We start from the raw sequence: 14,004 nt of genomic DNA on the forward strand, positions 1-14,004 counted from the left end.
CATAAGTGGGTCGTAGAAAAGTTTAAAGATTATATTCTCTGGAATTTAAATGGTGTTGAATATGTAGAAGTACTTTTATTTTTGCATAGAAGAACAATTAAAATCAGGCGAAGCCGTAAAACATACTAAAAAATATTAATTCCTCGTAGCGGAAGCATCTTGCTTCCACAGCCGAAGGCTCTACACGAATAAACTTTGATGATTTAAAAAAATTTCTAAAAGTCTGTCCTTATGTATTGTCATCCTGAGCGAAGACGGTTTACCGTCGAAGTCGAAGGATCTCTACCTATATTTAACCTAGTCTAGGGAAATAATATCCTCCCAACTACAGTCCACCCTGAGAGGCAGTCGAGTTCTGCAAATCAGACTTCACAATGCTTGGCTTCTTTGGAACTCTTTGCACGAGACCTGCAGCGAAATCAAAGATTTCGGCTAGGGCTTCGACGCTACAGTATCCTCCCAACTACAGTCACCCTGAGCGGAAGAGCCGAAGGCTCTGCAGTCGAATGGGTATAACTTCTAAAGACCAAGTATTTGCAAATGGTTCTAATAAAATAAACAAATATTTTTGAACCATGATATCCACTAGGACATGGATTAAGTGCAGCGATTAATGTGATTTTGGGAGATTTTACATAGTATGTATATTCAGCATTAGATTATTTTTATGATTTCACAGAAAATATATAAATTCAGTCACACATAATTAACCTCACCAAGGTTATACCCATTCGACTTCGATGACTTCGTCATCTTCGCTCAGGGTGACTGCACTCCTTAGGATTTATAGGAAAAATTTATCAAACTGAGTCCATAATTTTATTCAGACATGCATTTCAAAAAAAGAAATCCACACTGTTGCCAGTATGGATTATTTTTTTATTAATGTATTTACAAATTCTTCTATTAATTTCTCCGCTGGAAGATAGTTCTTAAGCACGTGGTGGCCGACGCCTTTTGCCACGTACAGACTTCCCTTAGGTGTGTTTGCTACCATTTTATTGGTATGGTCAATGTCGATTATATCCTTACTTCCAACGATGTATAAAACCGGCACTTTTATCTTTTTAAGATCCTCCATAGAAATATTTTGACTTTCTGTTATTAGTGAAAGGAGAATGGATCTCTCCATATATTTTTTGTTAAATCTTCCCAAGAAATGGGTTATTTTTCTCCTCATTTCAAAGAAAAGATATGGAATTCTAAATAGCCCCTTCGGAGATATATTTCCAGATAGACTTACCGCACCGATGACATCGTCGTACTTGGTTAGATATTTAAGTGCGATGTTTGCTCCATCAGAATGTCCAATCAAGACGATATCTTTTAGTCCAAGACTTTTTATAAGCATGTGTAAATCGTCTGAAAGTGTATCCAAGTTAACTGGTCCACTTCCAAAGCTGGATTGTCCATGACCCCTCGTGTCCGGCGCCACTACTCTATATCTATCTTTAAATTCCAAGATTTCTTTTTTGAAATAGTGGTGGGACACTAGGTTTCCGTGGAGGAAGAGAAGTGTTGTTCCGCTACCTTCATCCACATAATTTATTAAAATTTTATCGCCTTTTAATTTTTTATTTTCTATTTCTTTCATTGGAGATCATCTTTTGTTGACCTTTCAGTGCTTATCTTATCTTTTACAAAATCCAATATCTGTGTGGACACGTACTTCCACATATTTTTAGGGAAGTGGCAGAGGACTATGGCGGTTAAAATTTTGAAAAAATTCTTGCCGCTGTAGTAGAGGTATCTGTTCTTCCAAGTGGTTGGTCCATATTTTTCCTTTGAATGGCGAAGTGCCTTGAAGTTATAAAATTTTGAAAATCTTTCGTAGATTTCGTTTAAAAACTTTTCATTAAATCCAGAGAAGTCATCCACCACATTGTAAAGAGGACACAGTCCCATATTTCCTTCTTCTGCTCCTTCTTCTTTAAGGGTCATGAATCCGTCGTAGATTATAGATTCGATTGCCCCTTGTGGTGCTCCTTCGTGGCGTCTTGTTATATCTGCGATGTAGCCTTTTCTATTGTCATAAGGGACAAATACTACAAAAGCGATTATAACTCCGTCCAAGATGCTGTAAAAGTATCTACGGTTTTCAGGAGCTTCAAGATTCATTGAGCCGACAGTGAATTCCATCATCATGGATCCCTTATTTTTTATCCATGCATCGGTGATTTCTCTAAATGAATTTTCTATAAATTCGTCTCGTCCTTCTTCTATTTTATATTCATGAACTTCCACGCCGAGCTTCTTAGATTTATTGATGGCTGTTCTAATCTTTTGTGCTCTTTTGCCCTTTAGGTCGTATTCATCAAGGGTGAAGATACAGTCTTCGCCATACTTTGCTTGGTGTAGCCCAAGGGAGAGAAGTTCCTTTTTATATTCTCCAGTTGAGTTTAGAAATAATATTTCAAGTTTTTGATATTTACAAAATTCAAGTAGTTCTTCTATGAAGATATTTTCTCCACCTTCTTCAACTACTATATCTCCAAGGATTACAAATACTCCGTTTACGATTTTGTATCCTACGAGACCTCTAACTCTTTCTGAGTAGAAAATATTTTTATCTTCTTCCAAAATCAAGTAGGAGAGAGGGTTTTTTCCATTTTCTATGATGAAACTCTTTACATCGTCGATATTTGTGTTGTAAGATTTTTCAAAAATTGGCTTTAGCGCTATTGCAAGAAATACGATCAGTGCAAAAATCAGTTGCAGCCAAATGGTGGATTGGTATCTAAGGAATATGTTTTTCGGTAGGTAGATGTCCAAGGTGCTGATTCCAAATATCCCGTAGAAAGCATTTTTTAATATTTCTTCAATAGGTAGATGAAGATTAAATCTCTTGGATGTAAATACCACAAGTATTATGGATTGAGTAAATATAATTGTAAGTGTTGCCAAGAGACTTCTAATAAACGATTTTCTTTTAAATCCCACTACATTTACTGTGAAGTATCCGTTGTTTAGATAGAGCACGATAAATATATATAGATAGATTGGTACTAGATATTTTCCAAGGATCCCGTGCCTAATTATTCTAAGGCAAATGAGCAAGAATAGAGAGAATAGTTCTAGTAGGTATGCATATCTCTTCTTCTTTACAAGGTCGAAGAAGATTATAAAGTTAAGTGTGGATAGGGCAAAGAATATAAACCTTGAAAGATTGAATATGTCCTTTAAATATTCTTTGTCTTTTCCATGTAGAAACTTGACTGTGTAGACTGCACTTGAAAAAATTAGTTGGAATGAAACTAAAAAAAGTAGTACAAATGCAGAGTACAGAAAGTATTTGTTGTAGTTTTTTCTATTAAAAGAAAGACCTTTTACAGGTCTTTTCTCATTAAATGTTTTTGCCACAGCAGTTTTTATACTTCTTTCCGCTTCCACATGGGCATGGATCGTTTCTTCCTACTTTTTTAGTTTTTCTTTCATAAGGTTTTTGTTTTCCTGAATCAGGATCTACAGTTTCTACTTCTTTTGCCACTCTAACTCTTTGTACCTTTTCAGGGTTGTAGATGTGGAATAGCATCTTTACAGTGTCTTCTTTTATAGATTCGTTCATTTCTTCGAACATGTCGAATCCTTCTTGAGCATAGGCACGCACTGGGTCCACTTGACCTACTGCACGAAGTCCAATACCAGTTCTTAGTTGATCCATTGCGTCGATGTGATCCATCCATTTTTGGTCAACCACTTGTAGAAGAACGACTCTTTCTATTTCTCTAAATTTATCAGGTGTAAACTCTGCTTCTTTTTCTGTATATTTCTTAGCAGCTAGATCTTCAACGTATGCGATTAAATCTTCTACAGAATTTCCATTGTATCCATCTAAGAAATTCTTTTCAAATCCAAAGATATTTGTAACGAAGTTTACAATTCCTTCCATATCTAGGTAGTGCTTGTTGTTGTGATCCATCTTGTTGTAGAATTGGATATTCTTTTCGATGATGCTATCTATCATAGCCTCTATATCTGCGTGGATATCTTCACCTTCAAGAACTTTTCTACGTTCTTTGTAGATAACTTCCCTTTGTTTATTCATAACGTCGTCATATTGTAGGACATTCTTACGAATAGAGAAGTTGTTACCTTCTACTTTTCTTTGAGCAGATTCTATAAGTTTAGTTAGAAGTTTAGATTCTATCGGTTCATCTTCAGGAGCGTCGATTCTTTCCATAGTGTTTTTAAATCTATCACCAGCGAAAAGTCTGATCAAATCGTCGTCTGCAGAAATGTAGAATCTTGAAGAACCAGGGTCTCCTTGACGTCCAGAACGTCCTCTAAGTTGGTTGTCGATACGTCTAGATTCGTGTCTTTCAGTACCGATTATGTGTAGACCGCCGGCAGCCTTTACTTCTTCAGCTTCCTTATCTGTTTCTTCTTTATATTTTTTAACTAATTCTTGATATTTCTTTCTAGCTTCTAGAACTTCAGCGTTATCAGTTTCATTGTAGGTGTCAACTTGGTTTAGAATTTCTTCTTCCAAACCTTCCTTCTTCATTTGGTTCTTAGCCATGAATTCTGGGTTACCACCAAGCACGATATCCGTACCACGACCAGCCATGTTAGTAGCGATAGTTACCGCACCAAAACGACCAGCTTGAGCAACGATTTCTGATTCTTGTTCGTGGTTCTTAGCGTTTAATACATTGTGTTTAATGCCAGCTCTCTTTAAATATTTTGAAAGCTCTTCAGATTTTTCGATAGAAATAGTACCCACTAGAACCGGTTGACCCTTAGCGTGACATTCTTCGATTTCTCTAGTAACAGCTTTAAACTTTGCATCTTCAGATTTGTAGATAGAATCGTTGGCGTCCACTCTTATAACCGGTTTGTTAGTAGGGATTTCTACAACGTCTATATGGTAGATATCTCTGAATTCGCCTTCTTCAGTCATAGCGGTACCAGTCATACCAGCAAGTTTTCTATACATTCTAAAGTAGTTTTGGAATGTAATAGTAGCAAGAGTCTTGGACTCAGCTTGAACATTTAAACCTTCCTTAGCTTCGATAGCTTGGTGTAGACCTTCAGAATATCTACGACCAAACATCAAACGACCGGTAAATTCATCAACGATTATAATTTCGCCATCTTTAACAACATAGTCGATGTCCTTTTTCATATTACCTTGAGCCTTTAGAGCTTGGTTTATATGATGTTGAAGTTCCATATTGTCAAGATCAGTAAGATTATCTACGCCGAAATATTTTTCAGCCTTTGAAATACCCTTGTCAGTAAGAGTAGAAGTCTTGTCTTTTTCATTTACAACATAGTCAACAGTCTCTTCTTCGAAGGTACGGTTAAATCTCTCAAAGCTGCTTTCTTCTTCAGTCTTAACCCTATGGCTAAGAGTATTTACGAAGTCACGAGCCTTTACATATAGATCGGTACTTTCGTCGCCACGACCAGAAATAATAAGTGGGGTCCTAGCCTCATCGATAAGGATTGAGTCAACTTCGTCGACGATACAGTAGTTAAGAGGTCTTTGAACCATCTCTTCCTTGTAGATAACCATATTGTCTCTTAGGTAGTCGAATCCAAATTCGTTATTAGTACCGTAAGTAATATCAGCATTGTAAGCTATTTTTCTCTCTTCAGGAGAAAGACCGTGGATAATACATCCAACGCTAAGACCTAGAAATTCATAGACCTTACCCATCCAAAGTTTATCACGGCTAGCAAGGTAGTCGTTGACCGTTACAACGTGGACACCTTTTTCAGAAATAGCATTTAGGTAAGCAGGAAGAGTAGCAACCAAAGTCTTACCTTCACCAGTTCTCATTTCCGCGATTCTACCTTGGTGAAGAATAATCCCACCAATAATTTGTACAGGGAAGTGCTTCATACCAAGCACTCTCCAAGCAGCTTCACGAATATTCGCAAAAGCTTCTGGAAGTAAATCGTCTAGAGATTCGCCATTTCTATGTCTCTTTTTAAATTCTTCAGTATTATTCTTAAGCTCTGCATCACTAAATTTAGCAAATTTAGGTTCAAGAGCTAATACTTTATCAACAAGTGGTTGAATTTTTTTAATTTCTTTATCACTATATGATCCAAAAATCATATCAAATAGTCCCATTAAACCATCCTTTCTCGGTTTATAATCATTCCTATCTATTATATACCTAAATAGATAAAAAAACACTTAAAAAATTCTAAAATCTTTGAAAATAACACATCTTTCAATAAAATTTTATAAATATTCCATGAAAATAAAAAAATTGAGGTCAAAATAGTTATAAAAAATTTCTTTTGGATATAGATAATTAAATTCAGTAAAATAATTCAAAGTGTTTTATTATTATATCTTGTAAAATTTTTAAAATTATAGGAAAATATAAAATAAAAAAAATCAAATAAGTATATTGCAATCTTTAAGCTTGAAAAGAAGCATAAAAAACAATTATAATATATATAATTAATAGGAGGGTGTAAATGATAATAATAGCAGACTTTGGAGGACAGTACAATCAACTAATCGCAAGAAGAGTAAGAGACATGAACGTGTACTGCGAAGTAGTTCCATATACAAAAGCGCTTGGAAAAGCGAAAGAATTAAAACCAGAAGGAATAATATTTACCGGCGGACCAAACTCAGTATACCTAGAAAACGCACCGAAAATAGAAAAAGAAATATACGAACTAGGAATCCCTGTACTAGGACTATGCTATGGAATGCAAATAATGGCACAAACATTGGGCGGAAAAGTAGTAAAGGGAAAAGAAAAAGAATTCGGCAAGACAGAAACCAAGGTAGATAATTCTTCAAAACTATTTAAAGATCTAGAGGAAGACCAAATAACATGGATGAGCCACATCGACCAAGTAGTAGAACTACCAGATGGATTTGAAAAAATAGCAGGAACAAAGAACACCGAGATAGCAGCCATGGCAAATGTGGAAAGAAAACTCTACGGAATGCAATACCATCCAGAAGTAAACCACACAGAACATGGACTCAAGATGCTAGAAAACTTTTTATTTAATATCTGCGAAGCAAAACCAAACTGGACCATGAAGAACTACGCAGAAAAACAACTAAAAGAAATAAAAGAAAAAGTCGGCGACAAAAAAGTATTACTAGCACTATCCGGAGGAGTAGACTCATCAGTAGTAGCAGCACTCCTTTCAAAAGCAGTAGGCGAACAACTAACCTGTATCTTCGTAGACCACGGACTAATGAGAAAGAACGAAGGAGACGAAGTAGAAGCAGCATTCAAAGATAGCGGCATGCACTTCATAAGAGTAGACGCAGAAAAGAGATTCTTAGAAAGACTAAAAGGCGTAGTAGATCCAGAAGAAAAGAGAAAAGCGATCGGCGAAGAATTCATAAGAGTATTCGAAGAAGAAGGCAAGAAGATCGGATCAGTTGACTTCTTAGCACAAGGAACCATCTACCCAGACATCATCGAATCAGGAATAGGAGACGCAGCAGTAATAAAAAGTCACCACAACGTCGGCGGACTACCAGACTTCGTAGACTTCAAAGAAATAGTAGAACCACTATGCATGCTATTTAAAGACGAAGTAAGAAGACTAGGAAGAGAATTAGACCTACCAGAATACTTAGTAAATAGACAACCATTCCCAGGACCAGGACTAGGCATAAGAGTAATCGGAGAAGTAACCAAAGAAAAATTAGACATCCTAAGAGACGCAGACTATATCTTTAGAGAAGAAATAGGAAAAGCAAAATTAGAAAACCATCCAAACCAATACTTCGCAGTACTAACCAACAATAGATCCGTAGGAGTAATGGGCGACTTCAGAACCTATGACTACACATTGGCACTAAGAGCAGTAAATACCACCGACTTCATGACAGCAGACTGGGCACGCATCCCATACGAAGTACTAGATAAAATCTCAGTGAGAATAGTAAATGAAGTAGAACATATAAATAGAATAGTCTACGACATCACAAGCAAACCACCAGCAACCATTGAGTGGGAGTAAATTTGTGGTAAAAATGGCGAACTAGACTCGTTTCAAAAATCCCTCGTTGCGGCGTACTAAAGTACGCCTCACTGCGGGCTTTTTTGTACTTCGTCTATTTCATACATTTTTCCTCACAAATTACCTTGGAAAATAAAAAACTTAAAAATTCAACGGTTACAGAAGATGAAAAACTGTAACTGGGATTAAAATGGGAACATTTGTAAAAAAGAATAAACTAAACAATAGTTCCAAGTGGTTTACATTTGGACAAAAAATTAGACCGTAGTTAAAAGCTGCGGTCTTTTTGCGTACATATTATGAGGATTAATTTATTTAGACATCTCCAACGGTTACTTTCAAATGCAACAAATAATATAAATCAGATTGCAAAGGCAACTAATACCACTGGTGTTATTTACAAAAATGAAATTGAATCAATGAATAAACAGATAGAAAAATTATCAAAAGAAATATGACAGATCCATTCCCTGTTTCTTAATAAATCAAAAGAAAGCTATGGTGATTAGTGTGGCAGTAACAAAAATACATCCTATAAAATCAACTCTAAATTTGGCAATAGACTATATAACTAAGAGTGAAAAAACTGATGAAAAAATCTTGGTATCTTAATTTAATGGTCGTCCATCTACTGTCCACATTTAATTTCTGAAAACTAGAGAAGACAATGATACTAAATTTACAGTTCTGGCAATACACTTGATTCAATCTTTTCTACCAGGAGAGGTTGATCCTATAAAAGCTCACGAAATTGGAATGGAAATATGAAAAAAAGAACACCCTCATGATAGAGTATTCTTTGAATAAAGAACAATTTTCTGACCTTGTTCAGTATAGGAAAAACTATGAAAATTATTATGGGAAGGAAGTGGAGAGATAAAAAATTGAAAAAATAATTTTTTTCTGGTATAATATTATTTTAAAAAATTTACAAATAATTACCCGAGGAGGTAAAATATGAAAATCTTTGAATCAATAAAAAATAGATGGAAAAAATTCTTGAAAAATCTAGCAGAAGAAAATAAAAAATCTTTTGGAAATGAAAGATTAGATTGTTGTTCAATGAACAAAAGAGAATATAAATAAAGAAAAAAATGACCATGGCGGAGACTGTGTAAAATTTTGTGTATAGAAACCTCCTGATTAGGGTAAGTAAAAACTAATCAGGAGGAATTTTTATGCCAAAAAAAAGACCAGAAACAAAAAGAAGCAAAAATGTTAATTGAAGAATATCAGCATCAAAGCGCACAAGATATTCAAGAAGCTCTAAAAGACCTTCTAGGCGATACAATGGAAGAACTTTTAAAAGCAGAATTAGATTAGCATTTAGACTATGAATATGTAGAAAAACCACTATCATTAAATACAAGAAATGGTACTAGTAAAAAAACAGTTAGATCATCATATGGACATATAGAATACGAGGCTGGGATCAAATCTTATCCCAATTATCAATATTTTTTGAAGAAAGGTTTTAATTAAGATAAAAATTTAGTATGAAATCGGCTGCAAATTTTCATGAAAATTTGACTGTTTATTAAAGTTGTGTACAATTAAAAAAACTCCATTCCTATAGGACTGGACGAATATTGATACATAAAAAATGTATCAACCCTTACCCTTATATCAGGATTTAGGTTGATACACAAAATTATTTACAGACCCGCAAAAACGGCTATGAGCATTAAACTCATAGCCTTTCTACTTGCCACCTAAAGACTCTCTAAATCAGTTTTCTAAAATCCCTAATTCAATGAGCCTTTATGCAAGAGTATTCTTTAAATAAAGAACAATTTTCTGACCTTGTTCAGTATAGGAAAAACTATGAAAATTATTATGGGATAGAAGTGGAGAGATAAAAATCTATAAGCGTTTCTTACATTTATTAAAAAGACTTGACATAATTCGTTTACAATAGTAAACTTATTTTGAGTATATTTGTTTACATCTGTAAACGAGGAGGTGGAAAGGAAAATGAGCACAATAGAACTTAATACTTATATCACAGATGCAGAATGGGAAGTCATGCGTGTAGTTTGGGCAAATGATCGAGTAACTAGTAAAAAAGTCATTACCGTATTGCAAGAAAAAATGGACTGGACACAATCCACTATCAAAACGATCTTAGGTCGATTAGTTGAAAAAGGCGTACTAAATACAGAGCAAGAAGGTAGAAAGTTTATTTACACTGCCAATATTGAAGAGACAGAAGCCGTAATGGATTATGCAGAAGATATTTTTAATCGTATTTGCAATAAGAAAGTCGGAAATGTAATAGGAAGCATCATTGAAGATCATGTTTTAAGCTTCGATGATATAGATCGACTAGAAAAAATATTAGAGATGAAAAAATCTTTCGCAGTAGAAGAAGTGGATTGCAATTGTCCAGAAGGACAATGCAAATGTCATTTACATCATCATTAAGAATAAGGAGGAATTTAAAATGAACAATAACAACAAACATTCATCCCACAGTCACCATAATCATGGCGACATGGATCATTCAAAACATGAGCATGGAATCACAGATGAACATGGAGACCATAAGGATCAACATCAAGAACATCATGCTGGGCATGATCACAGCGGGCACAATGGGCATGATCACAGCGGACACAGTGGGCATGACCACCATCATCACGGTAACTTTAAGGAACTTTTCTTAAAATCATTGCCAATAGGAATCATTATTATGCTCTTATCCCCTATGGCTGGGTTTGACCTACCATTCCAGTTTACTTTTCCATATTCTGATATTGTAGTAGCTATTTTATCTACTATATTAATTATTAATGGTGGACGTCCATTCTATCAAGGGGCAGTTGACGAATTTAAACAAAAAGAACCTGGAATGATGGCTCTCGTTTCTTTAGGTTTAAGTGTTTCATATTTATATAGTATTTATACTGTAATAGCAAGCTACGTAACAGGTGAACAAATTATGGATTTTTTCTTTGAATTTGCTTCATTACTATTAATCATGTTATTAGGTCACTGGATTGAGATGAAAGCTATTGGAGAAGCAGGAGACGCACAAGCAGAATTGGCTAAGTTAGTGCCGAAAGATGCTCACGTTGTATTAGAAGACGATTCAATTGAAACACGACCAGTTGCTGACTTAAAGGTAGGTGATTTAATTCGTGTTCAAGCCGGAGAAAATGTGCCAGCAGACGGGATTATCGAGCGTGGCGAATCACGTGTAAATGAAGCTCTTTTGACTGGAGAATCAAAAGCAGTTAAAAAAGGTCCTGGCGATGAAGTAATCGGAGGCTCAACAAATGGAGAAGGGGTTCTTTATATTAAAGTGAATGAGACAGGTGATAAGTCCTTCATCTCTCAAGTTCAGAATTTAATCAGCCAAGCTCAAAGTCAGCCTTCCAGGGCAGAAAATATTGCTCAAAAGGTTGCAGGGTGGCTCTTCTATATTGCTGTTATTGTCGCGCTAATTGCTTTCGTAACATGGATGGTTATAGAAGATTTGCCAACGGCAGTTATATTTACTATTACTACATTAGTTATTGCTTGTCCGCACGCATTGGGTCTGGCTATTCCATTGGTAACCGCACGTAGCACAAGCTTAGGAGCTAGTCGTGGCTTACTAGTAAAAGACCGCCAAGCCTTAGAAATAGCTCAAAATGCAGATGTGATGATTTTAGATAAAACAGGTACTTTAACAACTGGTGAATTTAAAGTATTAGATGTAAAACTTCTTAATGACAAATATACAAAAGAGGAAATCATTGCCTTACTGGCAGGTATTGAAGGAGGATCTAGCCACCCAATTGCTCAATCAATTATAAGTTTCGCCGAGCAGCAAGATATACGCCCAGTATCTTTTGATTCAATTGATGTGATTTCCGGTGCTGGCGTAGAAGGCAAAGCCAATGGCCATAGTTACCAATTAATCAGCCAAAAAGCCTACGGACGTAATCTGGATATGGATATTCCAAAAGGAGCAACTCTCAGTGTCTTAGTAGAAAACGATGATGCTATTGGTGCTGTAGCTTTGGGGGATGAATTAAAAGCAACCAGTAAAGAGTTAATTAAAGTTCTTAAAAAGAACAATATTCAACCAATTATGGCAACAGGAGATAATGAAAAAGCAGCTCAAGGCGCGGCAGAAGATTTAGAGATTGAATATAGATCAAATCAATCTCCACAAGACAAATATGAGTTAGTAAAAACACTTAAAGAAGAAGGAAAAAAAGTTATCATGGTAGGTGACGGTGTCAATGATGCTCCTTCTCTTGCCTTGGCAGATGTTGGAATAGCGATCGGTGCAGGAACTCAAGTGGCGTTGGATTCAGCTGATGTCATCTTGACTCAATCTGATCCAGGAGATATTGAATCATTTATTGAATTAGCACACAAAACAACTCGTAAAATGAAACAAAATCTCTTTTGGGGAGCTGGTTATAACTTTATAGCTATCCCTCTAGCTGCAGGAATTTTGGCTCCTATTGGTATCACATTAAGCCCTGCATTAGGAGCAATCCTAATGTCTGTGTCAACAGTCATAGTCGCCATTAATGCTATTTTATTAAGTTTAGATCCAAAAAATAACTGTTAACAGATCGAATGATTGAAACTCCTTAAAGTATCAAGATACAATAGTTTTACAGGAGAAAAAGAGATGTAAGTACTGGCTCTTTATAAAATCGTGTTGGTAGAAGTAGACGATTTTTCTACCAACACGATTTTTAATTTATTATAGAACTGATTTCTTTTAAAATCCTAAAAGCACCTATTTCAACACTTTTATAACTTGTTATTCTATTTTCTTGACAATAACACCACCGTCTACACATGTGTCGTATCCTGAAATAGCTATAGAATATTTTTCTGTATCACTACTTAAATTTGTAATTTTAGAGCTTTTCTTGTTTTATAAAAGTATTAAATTTTCTAAGCCTAATTTATTTAAAACAAAACTGCTATGAGTTGGAATAATTATTTGACTAGATTCCTTATTACTATTTTCTTGTAGAATATCAATTAAATTATTCATGTTAGAATATTACAAATGGTTTTCTGGCTCTTCAATTAAAATTATTTTATCTTTATTTGTATTAATATTATTTAAAGCAAGCTCAGTTTTTAATAAGCATTGTAGCCCTCTACCAGCATTGGAATATGGAATACTATCAAATTCCGTTATCATACTTGATTCCCATTGACTTATATTCAATAATATCTCCAATATAACATTGAAAATATTCACAAATCTTTCCTAATGTTTCTAGACTTACATTTTCGTCTCTTCCCATTTTTGATATTGTCTCGGGTGTTGTTGCGATTGCACATTGTAAGTCTGTTTTTTTCATATTTTTATCTATTAATAACTTCCATAATTTGTTATATGAAAATCCTATATCATTCTCCAATTCTATATTTTACCTTTGTTACCAATGCTTGTTTTTACTTGATCAAATATTTTAACAAAATCTCCTTGTTTAAGGTTCTCTATATCTTTTGTCTTATATCCATAGGCTGGATAATTACCAAGTAATATATTTAGATTTAAACCCTCAAAGCAAAAAGTAAAAATGAAGTAAATTCGAAGTGAGATTAATTTGAAAACTGGATAAACAAGATTAACAGATATTATATTAAAACAATATTTCTTCGGTACTGGGACTGGGATGGGACTAAAAATCTGAAAATGTCTTATAATTAGGTGGATTTGGTGATACTTTAAAAAATAAAATCTAGTATTTTGAATGGTTTGGTATATACTGTACGTTTGGGAAAGAAGAATGGGAGTAAATTTGTGGTAAAAATGGCGAACTAGACTCGTTTCAAAAATCCCTCGTTGCGGCGTACTAAAGTACGCCTCACTGCGGGTTTTTTTGTACTTCGTCTATTTCATCCATTTTTCCTCACAAATTACCTTGGAAAATAAAAAACTTAAAAAATCAACGGTTACAGAAGATTAAAAACTGTAACTGGGATTAAAATGGGAACATTTGTTAAAAAGAATAAACTTAATAATAGTTCCAAGTGGTTTACATTTGGACAAAAAATTAGACCGTAGTTTCAAGCTGC

The 14,004-nt window shown here is 34.8% G+C and carries 9 protein-coding genes and 3 pseudogenes; 7 read left to right on the forward strand and 5 right to left on the reverse strand.

What is annotated here, in order from left to right; all coding sequences use genetic code 11:
* Positions 1-871: 871 nt before the first annotated feature.
* Genes HMPREF9225_RS04990 through secA form a run of 3 tightly spaced genes read right to left on the reverse strand, consistent with a single transcriptional unit; the run spans position 872 to position 6,082 of the window.
* Positions 872-1,594, reverse strand: coding sequence for an alpha/beta fold hydrolase (locus HMPREF9225_RS04990; RefSeq protein ID WP_008901859.1), 723 nt, complete (start codon positions 1,592-1,594; stop codon positions 872-874).
* Entirely contained in the window at positions 1,591-3,360 is a 1,770-nt protein-coding gene (locus tag HMPREF9225_RS09800) for a bifunctional lysylphosphatidylglycerol flippase/synthetase MprF (RefSeq protein WP_169304150.1), read from the reverse strand. Before HMPREF9225_RS09800 ends, HMPREF9225_RS04990 begins: the two co-directional genes overlap by 4 nt.
* Positions 3,344-6,082, reverse strand: coding sequence for a preprotein translocase subunit SecA (gene secA, locus HMPREF9225_RS05000; RefSeq protein WP_040551324.1), 2,739 nt, complete (start codon positions 6,080-6,082; stop codon positions 3,344-3,346). Before secA ends, HMPREF9225_RS09800 begins: the two co-directional genes overlap by 17 nt.
* A 356-nt stretch (positions 6,083-6,438) precedes the next feature.
* Here secA and guaA point away from each other — a divergent pair, with 356 nt between their 5' ends.
* The 7 genes and pseudogenes from guaA (at position 6,439) to HMPREF9225_RS05025 (ending at position 12,529) form a co-directional block, all read left to right on the forward strand.
* Positions 6,439-7,959, forward strand: a complete 1,521-nt coding sequence (guaA, locus tag HMPREF9225_RS05005; RefSeq protein ID WP_008901862.1) for a glutamine-hydrolyzing GMP synthase — start codon at positions 6,439-6,441, stop codon at positions 7,957-7,959.
* A 314-nt stretch (positions 7,960-8,273) separates the two neighbouring features.
* Positions 8,274-8,417: pseudogene (locus HMPREF9225_RS10055) on the forward strand (plasmid mobilization protein); the annotation flags it as partial.
* A gap of 52 nt (positions 8,418-8,469) precedes the next feature.
* Positions 8,470-8,724: pseudogene (locus HMPREF9225_RS10490) on the forward strand (relaxase/mobilization nuclease domain-containing protein); the annotation flags it as partial.
* 192 nt (positions 8,725-8,916) lie between these two features.
* Complete coding sequence (locus HMPREF9225_RS10560; RefSeq protein ID WP_008901864.1) at positions 8,917-9,045, forward strand: LDCC motif putative metal-binding protein; 129 nt, start codon at positions 8,917-8,919, stop codon at positions 9,043-9,045.
* Between the two features lie 677 nt (positions 9,046-9,722).
* Positions 9,723-9,818: pseudogene (locus HMPREF9225_RS10645) on the forward strand (relaxase); the annotation flags it as partial.
* Between the two features lie 115 nt (positions 9,819-9,933).
* Complete coding sequence (locus HMPREF9225_RS05020; protein WP_008901865.1) at positions 9,934-10,383, forward strand: CopY/TcrY family copper transport repressor; 450 nt, start codon at positions 9,934-9,936, stop codon at positions 10,381-10,383.
* Positions 10,384-10,402: 19 nt separating this feature from the next.
* Entirely contained in the window at positions 10,403-12,529 is a 2,127-nt protein-coding gene (locus tag HMPREF9225_RS05025) for a heavy metal translocating P-type ATPase (protein ID WP_008901866.1), read from the forward strand.
* A 447-nt stretch (positions 12,530-12,976) separates the two neighbouring features.
* Here the strand turns inward: HMPREF9225_RS05025 and HMPREF9225_RS10495 are convergent, their stop codons facing one another.
* Both HMPREF9225_RS10495 and HMPREF9225_RS05035 read right to left on the reverse strand, forming a co-directional pair.
* Complete coding sequence (locus tag HMPREF9225_RS10495; RefSeq protein ID WP_245526551.1) at positions 12,977-13,147, reverse strand: hypothetical protein; 171 nt, start codon at positions 13,145-13,147, stop codon at positions 12,977-12,979.
* Positions 13,104-13,331: a helix-turn-helix domain-containing protein gene (locus HMPREF9225_RS05035; protein ID WP_040551677.1), complete on the reverse strand. Its 228-nt coding sequence runs from the start codon at positions 13,329-13,331 to the stop codon at positions 13,104-13,106. Before HMPREF9225_RS05035 ends, HMPREF9225_RS10495 begins: the two co-directional genes overlap by 44 nt.
* Positions 13,332-14,004 lie beyond the last annotated feature (673 nt).

It is taken from the genome of Peptoniphilus duerdenii ATCC BAA-1640 (genome assembly GCF_000146345.1).
Taxonomy (GTDB): Bacteria; Bacillota; Clostridia; order Tissierellales; family Peptoniphilaceae; genus Peptoniphilus_B; species Peptoniphilus_B duerdenii.